This is a genomic window from Sinorhizobium mexicanum (assembly GCF_013488225.1).
Classification (GTDB): Bacteria; Pseudomonadota; Alphaproteobacteria; order Rhizobiales; family Rhizobiaceae; genus Sinorhizobium; species Sinorhizobium mexicanum.
Map to the genome: position 1 here is coordinate 3,217,631 of NZ_CP041238.1, position 14,044 is coordinate 3,231,674.

13 protein-coding genes are annotated in these 14,044 nt (G+C 62.2%); 7 read left to right on the top strand and 6 right to left on the bottom strand.

All coding sequences use genetic code 11. From position 1 onward, the window contains the following. Positions 1-18 precede the first annotated feature (18 nt). The 3 genes from FKV68_RS15230 to glpK form a co-directional block, all read right to left on the bottom strand. Positions 19-450, bottom strand: coding sequence for an SRPBCC family protein (locus FKV68_RS15230; protein WP_180938637.1), 432 nt, complete (start codon positions 448-450; stop codon positions 19-21). Beyond that, positions 447-770: an ArsR/SmtB family transcription factor gene (locus FKV68_RS15235; protein WP_180938638.1), complete on the bottom strand. Its 324-nt coding sequence runs from the start codon at positions 768-770 to the stop codon at positions 447-449. Before FKV68_RS15235 ends, FKV68_RS15230 begins: the two co-directional genes overlap by 4 nt. Before the next feature lie 339 nt (positions 771-1,109). Further along, positions 1,110-2,603, bottom strand: coding sequence for a glycerol kinase GlpK (glpK, locus tag FKV68_RS15240; RefSeq protein WP_180938639.1), 1,494 nt, complete (start codon positions 2,601-2,603; stop codon positions 1,110-1,112). Between the two features lie 305 nt (positions 2,604-2,908). On the opposite strand from glpK, the gene FKV68_RS15245 reads away from it, so the two are divergent. The 3 genes from FKV68_RS15245 to xdhB all read left to right on the top strand — a co-directional run bounded on the left by FKV68_RS15245 (position 2,909) and on the right by xdhB (position 7,864). Next, a complete protein-coding gene (locus FKV68_RS15245; protein WP_180938640.1) occupies positions 2,909-3,685 on the top strand; it encodes a 3-hydroxybutyrate dehydrogenase in 777 nt (258 codons plus the stop codon). Positions 3,686-3,841: 156 nt separating this feature from the next. Beyond that, a complete protein-coding gene (xdhA, locus tag FKV68_RS15250; RefSeq protein WP_180938641.1) occupies positions 3,842-5,332 on the top strand; it encodes a xanthine dehydrogenase small subunit in 1,491 nt (496 codons plus the stop codon). A 189-nt stretch (positions 5,333-5,521) separates the two neighbouring features. Continuing rightward, positions 5,522-7,864, top strand: a complete 2,343-nt coding sequence (xdhB, locus tag FKV68_RS15255) for a xanthine dehydrogenase molybdopterin binding subunit (RefSeq protein WP_180938642.1) — start codon at positions 5,522-5,524, stop codon at positions 7,862-7,864. A 16-nt stretch (positions 7,865-7,880) separates the two neighbouring features. Here the strand turns inward: xdhB and FKV68_RS15260 are convergent, their stop codons facing one another. Then, positions 7,881-8,171: a hypothetical protein gene (locus FKV68_RS15260; protein ID WP_180941521.1), complete on the bottom strand. Its 291-nt coding sequence runs from the start codon at positions 8,169-8,171 to the stop codon at positions 7,881-7,883. A 15-nt stretch (positions 8,172-8,186) separates the two neighbouring features. Between FKV68_RS15260 and FKV68_RS15265 the strand changes: the two genes are divergently transcribed. The 4 genes from FKV68_RS15265 (at position 8,187) to FKV68_RS15280 (ending at position 13,138) form a co-directional block, all read left to right on the top strand. Next, on the top strand, positions 8,187-9,083 hold the full coding sequence (locus tag FKV68_RS15265; RefSeq protein WP_180938643.1) for a LysR substrate-binding domain-containing protein: 897 nt from the start codon (positions 8,187-8,189) through the stop codon (positions 9,081-9,083). A gap of 168 nt (positions 9,084-9,251) precedes the next feature. After that, positions 9,252-10,484: a urate hydroxylase PuuD gene (locus FKV68_RS15270; RefSeq protein ID WP_180938644.1), complete on the top strand. Its 1,233-nt coding sequence runs from the start codon at positions 9,252-9,254 to the stop codon at positions 10,482-10,484. Then, positions 10,481-11,797 (top strand): guanine deaminase, encoded by a 1,317-nt coding sequence (gene guaD / locus FKV68_RS15275; protein WP_180938645.1) that lies wholly within the window; start codon positions 10,481-10,483, stop codon positions 11,795-11,797. The genes FKV68_RS15270 and guaD overlap by 4 nt, the downstream gene beginning before the upstream one ends. Before the next feature lie 204 nt (positions 11,798-12,001). Beyond that, on the top strand, positions 12,002-13,138 hold the full coding sequence (locus FKV68_RS15280) for an alpha-hydroxy acid oxidase (RefSeq protein WP_180938646.1): 1,137 nt from the start codon (positions 12,002-12,004) through the stop codon (positions 13,136-13,138). A 23-nt stretch (positions 13,139-13,161) separates the two neighbouring features. On the opposite strand, the gene uraH is transcribed toward FKV68_RS15280, so the two are convergent. Together uraH and FKV68_RS15290 are read right to left on the bottom strand one after the other, a co-directional pair. After that, positions 13,162-13,524 (bottom strand): hydroxyisourate hydrolase, encoded by a 363-nt coding sequence (gene uraH / locus FKV68_RS15285; RefSeq protein ID WP_180938647.1) that lies wholly within the window; start codon positions 13,522-13,524, stop codon positions 13,162-13,164. Positions 13,525-13,537: 13 nt separating this feature from the next. After that, positions 13,538-14,035 carry an ureidoglycolate lyase gene (locus FKV68_RS15290; RefSeq protein ID WP_180938648.1) on the bottom strand — a complete coding sequence of 166 codons (498 nt, stop codon included), beginning with the start codon at positions 14,033-14,035 and terminating at the stop codon, positions 13,538-13,540. Positions 14,036-14,044: the final 9 nt, after the last annotated feature.

Sequence of the window (14,044 nt, forward strand, 5' to 3'; positions counted from 1 at the left end):
TGGACGTACCGGCGGACTTCAGTCCAGCTGCGCCAAGACGCGCTCCAGATTGGCAAGGAACTGCTGCCATCCCGCTTTGGCGCCTCCGTAGGCCTGCCGCTGTTCCGGCCGGAAGCCCGACTGCTCCATGCGCAGCTGGGTCCCCGTGCTCGTTGGGATGAGGGTGAAAGTCACCACGCTCCTCAAATCGTAGGCCGCATCGTCGTGGGCGAAATTCCAAGTGTAGGTCAGCTTTTTGTTCGGCTCTACGGCGAGGACCTCGCAGTCTAATACTCCGCCCCAGTCGCCGCGGAGATTGAAACGGTGACCCACAACAGCTTTGAAATCGTTCTTCATCAGCCACTCCTCCACCAGGTGTGGTTGCGTAAGCGCGCGCCAGATCTTTTCCGGTGGATGAGGGATCTCGCGTTCAACCACGACGGAGCGCGTTTCAGGCGACGTTTCGTTCATTGGTCCATCCTTTTCAGTAGGTCTTCGAGGTCGTCGAAGCGGCTTTGCCAGAAGCCGGCCATCTGGCTTGTCCAATCGAGCAAAGGAGCAAGCGCGCCGAGTTGGGCGCTGTAGTAGGTGTGGCGACCTTCGTGGCGGTCGCGCACCAACCCCGCCTGCTTCAGGACCCCGAGATGCTTTGAGACGACCGGTTGCGAGACCCCGGCCCGAGCCGTCAGTGCCCCGACTGTCCTTTCCCCCTCACGGCACAATCGCTCAAAGAGAGCCCGCCGAGTCGGATCGGCCAGCGTTCTGAAGAGCACGTCGTGAGCGTTCGACATTTGGGATCCATACCCGGTTGGCTATTGATCGACATATAGCCATCCAGCTATGCGAGAGTCAAGTCGAACGACGGGCCGCGTGATGACCCTCGATACAGCGACTTCTCGTAAACGAACCGGCATCATCGAGACTTCTCGTAGGGCATACTTCTTGCGCGACGCCCCGGAGTTCGGATTGCGCAAACAGACAGTCTTCCCATAGCCCATTGGAGATGCATTACACATCGACGTCATCGAATCATCGGCGCTCGCAGCAGCGCTTCATTGCCGCGATCCGCAGATGCCTGTGTTATGCGTTTGTAGACAAGCCTGGCAGAACCGCAGGCGAAACCCTGCCGCTTACGCCGCGATCAGCGTCCTCTTGACGGCGCTCCGCCAGCCCTTGAGCTTTCCCTTCCGCGTCGCTTCGTCCATTTTTGGTTCGAAACGCCGGTCGCGCGCCCAGGACTTGGCGAACTCCTCCTGGGTTGGCCAGATGCCGGCGCGGCTTCCGGCAAGCCAGGCGACACCAAGCGCCGTCGTTTCGAGAATCACGGGGCGATCGACCGGCGCGTCAAGCAGATCGGAGAGGCGCTGCATCGTCCAGTCGGACGCGACCATGCCGCCGTCGACGCGCAGCACCGTATCCTTGCCGCCGTTACGCCAGTCCTTGTGCATCGCCTCGAGCAAATCGCGGGTCTGGTAGCAGACGGCTTCGAGTGCCGCCCGGGCAAACTCCGCCGGTCCGGTGTTGCGGGTCATGCCGAAGATCGCGCCGCGCGCGTCCGGATCCCAGTGCGGTGCGCCGAGCCCGGTAAAGGCCGGCACGAGATAGACGTCCTGCGAGGGATCGGCGCTTTCGGCAAGCGTGCCCGTGTCCGGGGCCGCCTTGATCACCTTGAGGCCATCGCGCAGCCATTGCACCGCCGCACCGGCAACGAAGATCGAACCCTCGAGCGCGTAGGTGGTCTCACCGTTGAGGCGATAGGCGATCGTGGTCAGCAACCGGTTCTTCGAGCGGACGATGTCGTTGCCGGTGTTGAGCAGTGCAAAGCAGCCTGTGCCGTAGGTCGACTTCAACATGCCGGGCTTGAAGCAGGCCTGACCGATCGTCGCCGCCTGCTGGTCGCCTGCAACGCCGAGGATCGGGATCGCCGCGCCGAAGAGCGCTGCATCAGCGACGCCGAAGTCGGCGGCGCAATCCTTGACCTCCGGCAGCATCGCCCGTGGAACGCGCAGAATGTCGAGCAACTCGTCGTCCCAGGCATTGTCGGCGATGTTGTAGAGGAGCGTGCGCGATGCGTTGGTCGCATCCGTGGCGAAAGACTTGCCGCCGGTAAGCCGCCAGATGAGGAAGGTGTCGATGGTGCCGAAGCAAAGCTCGCCCTTTGCCGCGCGCGCCTGAGCCCCCTTCACATTGGCAAGCAGCCAATTGAGCTTCGTGCCGGAGAAATAAGGATCGAGAAGCAGACCGGTCTTTTTCGCAAAGGTCTTTTCCAGTCCCTTCTTCTTGAGCTTGTCGCAGAACGGCGCGGTGCGGCGGTCCTGCCAGACGATCGCATTGTGGATCGGCTCGCCGGTCTCGCGCTCCCATACCACCACCGTCTCGCGCTGGTTCGTGATGCCGATTGCGGCGATCTCGCTCGCGGAGATCCCGGCCTTCCCGATCGCTTCCTTGACGGTGAGGAGCACCGTTTGCCAGATTTCCTCGGGATCGTGCTCGACCCAGCCCGACTTCGGGAAGTGCTGCTTGAACTCCATTTGGCCGACGCCGGCGATCTTCTGCTGGCGGTCGAAAACGATCGCCCGGCTCGATGTCGTGCCCTGATCGATCGCGAGAATATATTCGCCCATGCGCCCCTCCCCGGCCTTGCTTTGACGTCGCGCCTTCCTCAACGACGACGTTCGAAAAACTTCAATACGACGGAAAAACGAATGTCAAACGAAAATGAAACGCAATATCACCGCTCTTCCAAACGGCGCTAAATCTGCGTCGGCAATCTGAAAAACACAATTGTCACTCATGTATTTTTCCGCGTAGGTTGACACTGTTGCATTGCCAAACCGAACCGAGGGCGGACGGAGAACAGCATGGCGATTTTCGCCCGCGACCCGCCCGGAACGGTAACAAAGAGCGGCAGCGCGAGGGAGAGAACGAAATGACGAAGACTGCGGTCATAACAGGTTCGACGAGCGGCATCGGACTGGCGATTGCCAAGGCTTTCGCGAAGACTGGCGCCAATATCGTGCTGAATGGCTTCGGTGCGCCGGACGAGATCAGGGCGGTGACGGACGACATCGCCGGCCTCGGCAGCGGCACGGTCATACATCATCCCGCCGACATGACGAAGCCCGGGGAAATCTCCGACCTGTTGGCGACCGCTGCGGCGCGCTTCGGCGGCGTCGATATCCTCGTCAACAATGCCGGCGTGCAATATGTCGAGAAGGTCGAGGACTTTCCGGTCGAACAATGGGACCGGATCATCGCGATCAATCTCTCCTCCTCCTTCCACACGATCCGTGCGGCTCTCCCCGGCATGAAGGCGAAGGGCTGGGGGCGCATCATCAATATCGCCTCCGCGCATGGGCTCGTCGCCTCGCCCTTCAAGTCCGCCTATGTCGCAGCCAAGCATGGTATCATGGGGCTCACGAAGACGGTCGCGCTGGAGGTCGCCGAAAACGGCATCACAGCCAACTCGATCTGCCCCGGCTACGTGCTGACGCCGCTTGTCGAGAAGCAGATTCCGGACCAGGCGAGGACGCGCGGCATCACGGAGGCGCAGGTGGTGAACGACGTGATGCTCAAGGGCCAGCCGACCAAGAAATTCATAACCGTCGAGCAAGTGGCATCGCTGGCGCTCTATCTTGCGAGCGACGATGCCGCGCAGATCACCGGCACGCATGTCTCGATGGACGGCGGCTGGACCGCGCAGTAGCAGGCGGAAGTGTGAGCGGTTTTCCACCGCTGACGAGCTACAGCGCCGCGCGTTATCAGGCGCGCAAAGGACGCTGTAGCACTTTGAATTGCTGCATGTTTTTATTCTCAGATCGGCTAGGATCGAAAGACATGTAGCAGCCACGGAATGATTGACATGGCACAGGCATCCGACAGCATCCGCTTCATCCTGAACGACACCGAAGTCGCCCTTTCGGACGTCGCACCGACCGCGACCTTGCTCGACTATCTGAGGCTGGAGCGCCGGCTGACCGGCACCAAGGAGGGCTGCGCCGAAGGTGATTGCGGCGCCTGCACGGTGCTCGTTGGCCGGCTTGCCGACGACGGCGAGAACGGCGAAAGCCTCGTCTACGAGAGCGTCAACGCCTGCATCCGCTTCGTCGGCTCCCTGAACGCCACGCATGTCGTAACTGTCGAGCATCTCGCGGCCAGGGAAGGCACGCTCCATCCGGTGCAGCAGGCGATGGTCGATTTCCACGGCTCGCAGTGCGGCTTCTGCACGCCGGGCTTCGTCATGTCGCTCTATGGCTTGTGGCTGACGAACGACAATCCGAGCCGGGCCGCGATCGAGAAGACGCTGCAAGGCAATCTCTGTCGCTGCACCGGCTACGAGCCGATCGTGCGGGCGGCAGAGGCGGCAGCGCGGGAACGCCCCTCGGCAATCTTCGATCCGATCACCCGTACGCGAGAAGCGGTAACCGCACGGCTGAAGGCGCTCCGTACCACGGAAACGATCGTGATCCGCAACGGCGAGGACTGTCTGATCGTGCCGGCGGATGCGACAGGCCTCGCAGCGGTGCTCGACGAACATCCGGCCGCGACGATCGTCGCAGGTGCAACCGATGTCGGTCTCTGGGTGACGAAGCACATGCGACCGCTCAATCCGGCGGTGTTCATCAACGGCGTCGCCGAACTGCAGCGGATCGAAAGCACGGAAGCAGGCCTGACGATCGGCGCCGGCGTCAGCTACACGGCCGCGTTCGACGCCCTCTCCAGCGCCTACCCCGCCTTCGGTGGCCTCATCGACCGCATCGGCGGCGAACAGGTCCGCAACATGGGCACGATCGGCGGCAACATCGCCAATGGCTCGCCGATCGGCGACAGCCCGCCACCGCTGATCGTGCTCGGCGCTTCGGTCACCTTGCGATCGAGGAACGGCACGCGCACGCTGCCGCTCGAAGATTTCTTCATCGCCTACAGCAGGCAGGACCGGAAGCCCGGCGAATTCGTCGAGGGCATCTTCGTTCCCGCATTGCCCGAAGGCGATCGTTTCGCCGCCTACAAGGTTTCAAAGCGCCGCGACGAGGATATCTCCGCCCTCCTCGGCGCCTTCCGGATCGCGCTTGACGAGGACAATCGCGTCCGCACCGCTCTCGTGGCTTTCGGCGGCATGGCCGCCACGCCAAAAAGGGCGAAGGCCGTGGAGGCAGCCTTGATCGGCGAGCGCTGGAGCGAGGAGACCATTCGTGCAGCGCAGGCTGCTCTGGAGACCGACTACCAGCCGATCACAGACTGGCGCGCCACGGGCGCCTATCGCATCCTCGCCGCAAAGAACCTGCTGATGCGCTTTTTCCTGGAGAGCACCGGCGAGACGGTCCAACTCCAGCGTTTCGAGGATGTGGCATGAGCGCTAGCCACGATCTTTCTGGCTTGGGATTGCCCCTCTCCTCGGGTTTAACCCGAAGACTAACCCTCTCCCCGCAGGCGGGGAGAGGGGACAAAGGCGGCGCGGCAAAATCCCTTCTCCCCGTCAGGACGGGGAAAAGGTGGCCGGCGGGCCGGATGAGGGGCGCCTTCTTCGAAAGGGATCGACAAGATGGATAAGTCCACCTTCGAAGAGCAGACCACCATCGCTGGCCCGATGCACACACGGCTGCGCCACGACAGCGCCCACAAGCACGTGGCGGGAACGGCAGACTATATCGACGACATGCCCGAGCCGGTTGGTACACTGCATGGCGCACTGGGCCTTACCGATCGGGCACATGCCGAAATCCTGGAGATGGATCTCTCGGCTGTCGCCGCGTTGCCCGGTGTCGTCTGCGTACTGACCGCGAGCGACATGCCGCATTCCAACGACATCAGCCCGAGCCACCTGCACGACGAGCCGGTATTGGCTGAGGGCCGCGTGCAGTTCCATGGCCAGCCGGCTTTCGCCGTGATCGCCGAAACGCGCGACATCGCGCGCCGTGCCGCGCGGCTCGCCAAGATCACCTATCGCGACCTTCCGCTTCTGCTCGATGTAACCGACGCCATGGCCCAGGGCGGCGAACTCGTGACACAGCCACTGACGCTCCAGCGCGGTGACGCGGAAGGTGAACTGGAGCGGGCGCCGCGACGGCTGAAGGGACGAATGCGGATCGGAGGGCAGGAGCACTTCTATCTGGAAGGGCACATAGCCCTGGCCATTCCCGGCGAAGACGACGAGATGACCGTCTGGTCCTCGACGCAACATCCGAGCGAAATCCAGCATATGGTCGCGCATGTGCTGGGTGTGCCGTCCAACGCCGTCACGGTGAATGTCCGTCGCATGGGCGGCGGCTTCGGCGGCAAGGAGACGCAGGGCAACCAGTTCGCCGCACTCGCCGCCGTCGCCGCGCGGAAGCTTCGACGCGCCGTGAAGTTCCGCCCGGACCGCGACGACGACATGATGGCGACCGGCAAGCGCCATGATTTTCTTGTCGATTACGACATCGGCTTTGACGACGAAGGGCGTATCCACGCGGTCCATGCGAACTACGCCGCCCGTTGCGGCTACTCCTCCGACCTCTCGGGACCGGTGACGGACCGGGCGCTTTTCCACGCGGACAGCTCCTATTTCTACCCGCATGTGAAGCTGACCTCGCAGCCGCTGAAAACCAACACGGTCTCCAACACCGCCTATCGCGGTTTCGGGGGACCGCAGGGCATGGTCGGCGCTGAGCGCATGATCGAGGAGATCGCCTACGCCCTCGGCAAGGATCCGCTCGAAATCCGCAAGCTGAACTTCTACGGCGAGAAGGGTTCGGGCCGTGACATCACGCCCTACCACCAGAAGATCGAGGACAATATCATCCATCGGATCGTCGGCGAGCTCGAGGTGAACGCCGATTACCAGGCGCGCCGCACCGCGATCGTCGATTTCAACAAGTCAAGCCGGGTGATCCGAAAAGGAATTGCGCTGACGCCCGTCAAGTTCGGCATCTCCTTCACCATGACGGCCTTCAATCAGGCGGGCGCGCTGGTGCATATCTACCAGGATGGCTCCCTCCACCTCAATCATGGCGGCACCGAGATGGGACAGGGCCTTTACACCAAGGTCGCCCAGGTTCTCGGCGACAGTTTCCAGATCGATATCGACCGGGTGAAGATCACCGCGACGACGACCGGCAAGGTACCCAACACGTCGGCGACCGCGGCCTCGTCGGGTTCGGATCTCAACGGCATGGCCGCCTTCGATGCGGCCCGCCAGATCAAGGATCGTCTCGTCGCCTTCGCCGCCGAGCGCTGGCAGACGACCGCCGAACAGGTCACCTTCGTGGCGAACCACGTGAAGATCGGCGAGGAGCTCGTGCCCTTCGCGGATTTCATCCGGCAGGCTTACACGGGCCGCGTGCAGCTGTCCGCAGCCGGCTTCTACAAGACCCCGAAGATTCACTGGGATCGCGCCACGGGGCGCGGCACGCCTTTCTACTATTTCGCCTATGGCGCCGCCGTCTCCGAGGTCTCGATCGACACTCTTACCGGCGAATACCTCGTCGATCGGGTCGACGTGCTGCACGATGTCGGCCGCTCGCTCAATCCGGCCATCGACCTCGGCCAGATCGAAGGCGGCTTCGTCCAGGGCATGGGCTGGCTGACGACCGAGGAACTCTGGTGGGACGAAAAGGGGCGCTTGCGGACGCATGCGCCCTCGACCTACAAGATCCCGCTGGCCTCGGACCGGCCGAAGATCTTCAACGTCCGGCTCGCAGAATGGTCGGAGAATGCCGAAAAGACCATCGGGCGGTCGAAGGCTGTGGGAGAGCCGCCCTTCATGCTGCCGATCTCCGTGCTCGAGGCGCTATCCATGGCGGTCGCGAGCATCGCCGGCTATCGCGAGTGCCCTCGCCTCGACGCCCCGGCGACGCCGGAGCGTATCCTCATGGCGATTGAAAGGCTGAGGCGAAGCCACGTCTGACCTCGGTGCCGGGAGCCTACCGGAACATCTCGTCGTCTTGCAGCGGCGAACGCCCATCCATGAAACCCATGTCTCTTTTCATGTGATCGGGCAACGCCTCGATGTCCAGTCTCGGGTAGCAGGAACGAACCAGGCCAAGCGCGCCTGAAGCAAAGCGCAAAATCAGATCTGAGGACAGAAACGGTTTTCTTTCAGTGATTTCCAGTGCGTCGCAAGTCATTCTGGCACCTGTTGCAATTGCTGAACTCGGCTTGCAGGATGCCGCGAAAGGTGCTCGAATTCCAATCGAACATCCGTCTGAACGCATCAAGAGAACTTATCCATGAAGATGTCGAAGCAGTTTCCGCTCAACGCGCTGAAGGTCTTCGAGGCGGCCGCGCGGCTCGGAAGCTTTACCAAGGCAGGCGAAGAACTTGGCATGACCCAGACCGCCGTCAGCTACCAGATCAAGCTGATCGAGGAAAATGTCGGCGAGCCCTTGTTCCTGAGACGAACGCGGCAGATCGCACTGACGGATGTGGGCCAACGTCTGGCGCCGAAGGTGACGGAAGCTTTCGAAATGCTGCAAGACGCCGTTTCGTCCGCACGCGGCGATGTCGATGCGGCCCTGATCATCCATTCGACAGCGACCTTCGCCTCCCAATGGCTCGCGCGCAATATCGGCGGCTTCCAGCTCGCGCACCCGAACATCGCCGTTCGACTGACAGCCAGCGATCAGATGATCAGTTTCGGTAAAGAGGCGGCTGACGTCGCCATCAGGTCGGGCGCCGGCTCATGGCCCGGCCTCGACAGCTACCCGCTGATGCGGGTGGAATTCACGCCGATGCTGAGCCCCGCGCTTGCTGAGAGCATCGGCGGCATCCATGAGCCGCGCGATCTTCTGAAACTGAGGATCATTGATCCGACCGATCCCTGGTGGACGCTGTGGTTTGCCGCGGCAGGCGTTTCCGAGCCCGATCTCGCAGGACGGCCCACCAGCCGCCTCGGCGCTCAAACCTTCGAGGCCCGCGCCGCAGTAGCGGGCCAGGGAGTGGCAATCCTCACCCCCGAATTCTATCCGGACGACATTGCGCTTGGCCGGCTTTACCAGCCCTTCGAACTGCGCTGCAGCGACGGCTGCGACTATTGGCTCGCCTATCCGCATGCCCGGCGCAACACACCCAAGATCCGCGCCTTTCGCGACTGGATTCTTTCGGAACTCAATCCGGACGGCGCTTGAGACGCGGCGCAGAGTGACTAGCGATCGATTTACACTCGGTCTGTCCTAACACACTGGAATCCATCGGCTTCGAGACGTCGCTAAATGCGGTCGGGCGGCTAAATCAGCCCTTCCCCGTTTCGGTTTTTTCTCGCAAGCTGCGCCGACGAAGAAAACGAGGGGACCTGAATGTACGAATTCGCCATTGCCTGGGAATGGCTGGCCTTCGCCGCGCGCTGGCTGCATGTCGTGACGGCGATCGCTTGGATCGGCTCATCCTTCTATTTCATCGCGCTGGACCTCGGCCTGGTGAAGCGCGACCATCTCCCGCCTGGCGCCTATGGCGAGGAGTGGCAGGTGCACGGCGGCGGCTTCTACCATATCCAGAAATACCTGGTCGCGCCCGCGGCGATGCCTGAGCATCTCACCTGGTTCAAATGGGAATCCTACATGACGTGGCTTTCCGGCTTCGCCATGCTCTGCATCGTCTATTATGGCGGCGCCGATCTCTTCCTGATCGACCGCCACGTGCTGGACATCTCGGCGACGACGGCGATCCTGATCTCGCTCGCCTCGCTCGGTCTCGGCTGGGTCCTTTACGATCTTCTCTGCAAATCACCGCTTGGCAAGAACACCTGGGGGTTGATGGCCCTGCTTTATGTCGTGCTCATCGCCATGGCCTGGGGTTATACGCAGGTGTTCACCGGCCGCGCTGCCTTCGTGCATCTTGGCGCTTTCACCGCGACCATCATGTCCGCCAACGTCTTCTTCATCATCATTCCCAACCAGAAGATCGTCGTCGCCGACCTGATCGCCGGCCGCACGCCGGATCCGAAGCTCGGCGCCCAGGCCAAACAGCGCTCGCTGCACAACAACTATCTGACGCTGCCGGTCATCTTCTTCATGCTGTCGAACCACTATCCGCTGGCCTTCGCGACGGCTTTCAACTGGATCATCGCAGCGCTCGTCTTCCTGATGGGGGTGACCATCCGCCACTGGTTCAATACGACCCACGCACGCAAGGGCGCGCCGACCTGGACATGGATCGTCACCGTGGTCCTCTTCATCCTGATCATGTGGCTCTCGACGGTGCCTAAGGTATTGACGGGCGAGGAACAAGCAGAGGCCGCGCCAGCCTTCAGGCGCTTTGCCGAGAACGTACATTTCCCGGCTGTCAAGGATGCGATTTCGACCCGCTGCAGCATGTGTCACGCGGCTGAGCCCGCCTACGAGGGCATTGCCCGGGCGCCAAAGGGGGTCATACTCGACAGCGACGCGGAGATTGCCGCCCACGCGCGCGAAATCTATATCCAGGCCGGGCGCAGCCATGCCATGCCGCCCGGCAACATAACCGACATGACGGCGGATGAACGCAGGCTGCTGACCGCCTGGTACGAAAACTCCGTCGGGGAGACACGATGACAACCACCCTCATTCGCGGCCGCCTCTTGAGCTTCAACCGTGCCCCGCAAGCCATCGACGACAGCGCGGCCTATTCCTATGAAAGCGATGGCGCGCTTCTCATCGGGGACGGCGTGATCGAGGCGTCCGGCCCGTATGGGGTGGTAAAGGCCGCAGCGCCGGAGGGTGTCACGGAGATCGATCACCGCCCGCATCTGATCATGCCGGGCTTCATCGACACGCATCTTCATTTTCCGCAGATGCAGGTTATGGCCTCCTACGCCGCTAATCTGCTCGAATGGCTGAACACCTACACGTTCCCGGAGGAATGCCGGTTCGTCGAGACAGCGCATGCCGAGCGCATTGCCGTTCACTTCTTCGACGAGATGATCCGCCACGGGACGACGACAGCGGCTGCCTATTGCTCGGTCCACAGGGCCTCCGCCGATGCCTTCTTCGCCGAAAGCCTGAAGCGCGGCATGCGTATGATCGCCGGCAAGGTGATGATGGACCGCAACGCACCGCAAGGCCTACTCGACAACCCGCAGATGAGCTATGACGAGACGCGGGCGGTCATCGCCGACTGGCACGGCAAGGGCCGCAACCACGTCGCCATCACGCCGCGTTTCGCCATCACCTCGACGCAGGAACAGATGGAGGTCGCGAAATCGCTCGTCGGTGAATTTCCCGACCTGCATGTCCAGACGCATCTTTCCGAAAACCGCGACGAGATCGCCTACACCTGCGAGCTCTATCCGGAAGCGAAGGACTACACCGACGTCTATGCCCGCTACGGCCTGCTTGGGCCGAAGAGCCTCTTCGGCCATTGCATCCATCTTTCCGATCGCGAGGCCGATGCCATGAGCGAAACGGGATCCGTCGCGGTATTCTGCCCGACGTCGAATCTTTTCCTGGGGTCCGGTCTTTTTCCGCTGCGCGCCCTGACGCGCCGGCAGAAACCGGTGCGCGTTTCCGTCGCCTCCGATATCGGCGGCGGCACCAGCTACTCGATGCTCAAGACGCTCGACGAGGCCTACAAGATCCTGCAGTTGCAGGGTGAGCGGCTGAACCCTTTCGACAGCTTCCACCTGATGACGCGCGGCAATGCCGAGGCGCTGTCGCTCGTCGATCGCATCGGCACGCTGGAGCCGGGCACCGATGCGGACCTTACCGTCCTGGACATGGCAGGGACGCCGGCCATGGCGCTGCGTGCCGAAGTGGTCAATTCGCTGGCCGATGAGCTCTTCCTGCTGCAGACGATGGGGGACGATCGGGCGATCGTGGAGACCTATGTGGCGGGCCGCCCGGCCAAATCTTCGCTCGGTGCGAACTGAATCGAAGAGAGGTCAATTTTTTTGACCTCTCTCTCCCAAGAGCTATTACGCGCCTTCCCAAATCGTGATAATGGCCCCTGCAGCGCCATGCGTCTTAAAAGACGCAAGGGTCGCTGTAGTGCTTTGAGTTGCTGCATGACTTGTCCTTAGGTCGTCCCGACTTAAGGAAACATGCAGTCGTCATCCATCGATGAGGCCGTTCCCATGACGCAAATCCTCGAAATCCGCGACCTCAAGGCGCTTGCCAAGCGGCGTGTTCCAAAACTCTTCTTCGACTATGCCGACAGCGGCGCCTGGACAGAGGGAACCTATCGCGCCAACGAGGAGGATTTTGCGAAGATCAAGCTACGTCAGCGGGTTCTGGTCGACATGAGCAACCGCTCGCTGGAAACGACGATGATCGGCCAGAAGGTGTCGATGCCGGTCGCCCTTGCGCCGACAGGCCTTACCGGCATGCAGCATGCCGATGGCGAAATGCTGGCGGCACAGGCCGCAGAGGTCTTCGGGGTACCCTTCACGCTCTCGACCATGAGCATCTGCTCGATCGAGGATGTCGCCTCGGTCACAACCAAGCCCTTCTGGTTCCAGCTTTATGTAATGCGCGAGCGCGAATTCGTTCTCAACCTCATCGACCGTGCGAAGGCGGCGAAATGCTCGGCGCTGGTGCTGACACTCGATCTGCAAATCCTCGGCCAGCGTCACAAGGACCTGCGCAACGGCCTTTCCGCGCCGCCGCGTATGACGCCGAAGCACCTCTGGCAGATGGCGACCCGGCCTGGCTGGTGTATGAAGATGCTCGGCACGAACCGGCGCACCTTCCGCAACATCGTCGGTCACGCCAAAAGCGTCACCGATCTTTCCTCACTGGGTGCCTGGACTACCGAGCAGTTCGATCCGCAGCTTTCCTGGAAGGACGTCGAATGGATCAAGGAGCGCTGGGGCGGCCCGCTGATCCTCAAGGGGATCCTCGATCCCGAGGATGCGAAGATGGCCGCCAAAACCGGCGCCGACGCGATCATCGTTTCCAACCACGGCGGCCGCCAGCTTGACGGCGCACCGTCGTCGATCAGCATGCTGCCGCGCATCGTCGATGCCGTCGGGCACCAGATCGAGGTGCACCTCGATGGAGGCATCCGCTCGGGTCAGGATGTGCTGAAGGCTATCGCCCTCGGCGCGCAAGGGACGTTTATCGGCCGCCCCTTCCTCTACGGCCTCGGCGCGATGGGCAAGGAGGGCGTGACGCTCGCGCTCGATATCATCCGCAAGGAGATGGACATCACCATGGCTCTCTGCGGCAAGCGCAGCATAACCGACGTGAGCCGCGACATTCTTACGGAATAGTGCGGGATGAGGAAGCGTGCGCTTCAGCTTCCGCGATAGGTGGAATAGCCGTAGGGCGAAAGCAGCAGCGGCACGTGATAATGGCTTCCCGGATCGGCGATCCCGAAGCGCAAGGGGATCAGGTCGAGGAAGGCCGGCTTCGGAAGCACGACGCCCGTTGTCCGGAGATAGTCGCCGGCATGGAAGACCAGTTCGTAATGGCCCGCCATGAAGGCCACGCCCTCGACCATCGGTCCGTCGACGCGACCGTCGCTGTTCGTGTGGACCGTGCGGATCAATTGCCGCTCCTCGCCCTCCAGCCAATAGAGATCGATTCTGAGGCCCTCGGCCGGTTTGCCGAGCGCGGTGTCGAGAACGTGGGTCGTCAAGCGCCCGGTGTTGCTCATCGCTTCATTTCCTTCAGAAGGGAACGGGGATGACGAACGGCTCGTCGTAGAAGAACTCTTCCAGATTATTGCCCGGTCCTTCGCGATCGACGACGATGAAATCGCTCGCCGCTACGACCGACATCAGCGGATGATGCCAGACGTTGCGGCCGTAATTCACCCCCTGCCGTCCGCTCGCCAGAAAAACCCGAGGCCTACCCGGGAGTCCGCCCTCATCCTCGGCCACCACTGCGAGCCACGGCCGATCGTCGAGCGGCGAAAAACTCTGGCTGCCGAGGGGATGGCGCTCCATCATCGTCACGGCATAGGGGAACGCGCGGGGCTGACCGCGAAAGATGTTGATGATGACGCCGGCGCCCTCGCCCCTGACATCGGCGCGCGCAAGGGCGTGAAATCGTTCGGTGTTGCCGCCATTGATGAAGCGCATCGACGCTGGGTCCGCTTCAATGACGCTGCCGAACGGCGCGAAAACTTCCTTCGTCAGGGGTTCGATCGAGAGCAGGCGCGGCATCAGGCTTCG

Excerpts from the sequence above, each read along its gene's own strand:
- FKV68_RS15230 (WP_180938637.1), bottom strand. The coding sequence starts at position 450 with ATGAACGAAACGTCGCCTGAAACGCGCTCCGTCGTGGTTGAACGCGAG.
- FKV68_RS15235 (WP_180938638.1), bottom strand. The coding sequence starts at position 770 with ATGTCGAACGCTCACGACGTGCTCTTCAGAACGCTGGCCGATCCGACT.
- glpK (WP_180938639.1), bottom strand. The coding sequence starts at position 2,603 with ATGGGCGAATATATTCTCGCGATCGATCAGGGCACGACATCGAGCCGG.
- FKV68_RS15245 (WP_180938640.1), top strand. The coding sequence starts at position 2,909 with ATGACGAAGACTGCGGTCATAACAGGTTCGACGAGCGGCATCGGACTG.
- xdhA (WP_180938641.1), top strand. The coding sequence starts at position 3,842 with ATGGCACAGGCATCCGACAGCATCCGCTTCATCCTGAACGACACCGAA.
- xdhB (WP_180938642.1), top strand. The coding sequence starts at position 5,522 with ATGGATAAGTCCACCTTCGAAGAGCAGACCACCATCGCTGGCCCGATG.
- FKV68_RS15260 (WP_180941521.1), bottom strand. The coding sequence starts at position 8,171 with ATGCGTTCAGACGGATGTTCGATTGGAATTCGAGCACCTTTCGCGGCA.
- FKV68_RS15265 (WP_180938643.1), top strand. The coding sequence starts at position 8,187 with ATGAAGATGTCGAAGCAGTTTCCGCTCAACGCGCTGAAGGTCTTCGAG.
- FKV68_RS15270 (WP_180938644.1), top strand. The coding sequence starts at position 9,252 with ATGTACGAATTCGCCATTGCCTGGGAATGGCTGGCCTTCGCCGCGCGC.
- guaD (WP_180938645.1), top strand. The coding sequence starts at position 10,481 with ATGACAACCACCCTCATTCGCGGCCGCCTCTTGAGCTTCAACCGTGCC.
- FKV68_RS15280 (WP_180938646.1), top strand. The coding sequence starts at position 12,002 with ATGACGCAAATCCTCGAAATCCGCGACCTCAAGGCGCTTGCCAAGCGG.
- uraH (WP_180938647.1), bottom strand. The coding sequence starts at position 13,524 with ATGAGCAACACCGGGCGCTTGACGACCCACGTTCTCGACACCGCGCTC.
- FKV68_RS15290 (WP_180938648.1), bottom strand. The coding sequence starts at position 14,035 with ATGCCGCGCCTGCTCTCGATCGAACCCCTGACGAAGGAAGTTTTCGCG.